At 69.6% G+C, this 575-nt stretch carries 1 pseudogene; it reads right to left on the bottom strand.

Features of this window, described 5'->3' with window-relative positions:
* Positions 1-575, bottom strand: a pseudogene (locus J1C48_RS18770) (type VI secretion system Vgr family protein); the annotation flags it as partial.

Here is a 575-nt window from a genome sequence, read left to right on the forward strand (position 1 = left end):
AGCGTATACGGCACCTTCTGGTTCGGGTTCGGCACGAGGCTGGTGACCAGCGGCTGGTCCGGGTCGCCGTTGACGAAGGCGACCATCGCCTCCATGCCGATCCGCGGGATGATCTGGCCGCCAAAGCCGCCGCCGGCCCAGTTCTGCGACACCCGCACCCAGACCGTGTCCGAGCCGTCCTTCTTCGCCCGCCGGTCCCCCGTCCGGCAAAGCCGGACCGGACTTCAGACTGCCGCGAGCCGCCAGGCGGCTCGCGGTGGAAACCACAGCTTGATCCGGCCGAACTTGTCGCAGTGGATCTCCTCGCCCGCCGGCCCGGCGATGATCCCGACCTGGGCGCCCGCCACATGCGGCCAGGGGGTCTCGCGGTGCGGGGTCAGCGGGATACGTGACGGGATGGCGGTGAAGGCGTTGCGGTATTCGGGCTCGTCGCCCGCCGTCTCATACGATCGGTCGACCACCCAATGGGTCGCCGCGATCGCGACATGCTCTTCATACTGGGCGTCCGGATGGGCGACCTCATAGGGCGTGAACCGCCGCCCCGGCTCGACGACGCGGATGTTCGAGCCCGCCTC

It is taken from the genome of Jiella flava (assembly GCF_017349315.1).
GTDB classification, from domain to species: Bacteria; Pseudomonadota; Alphaproteobacteria; order Rhizobiales; family Rhizobiaceae; genus Jiella; species Jiella flava.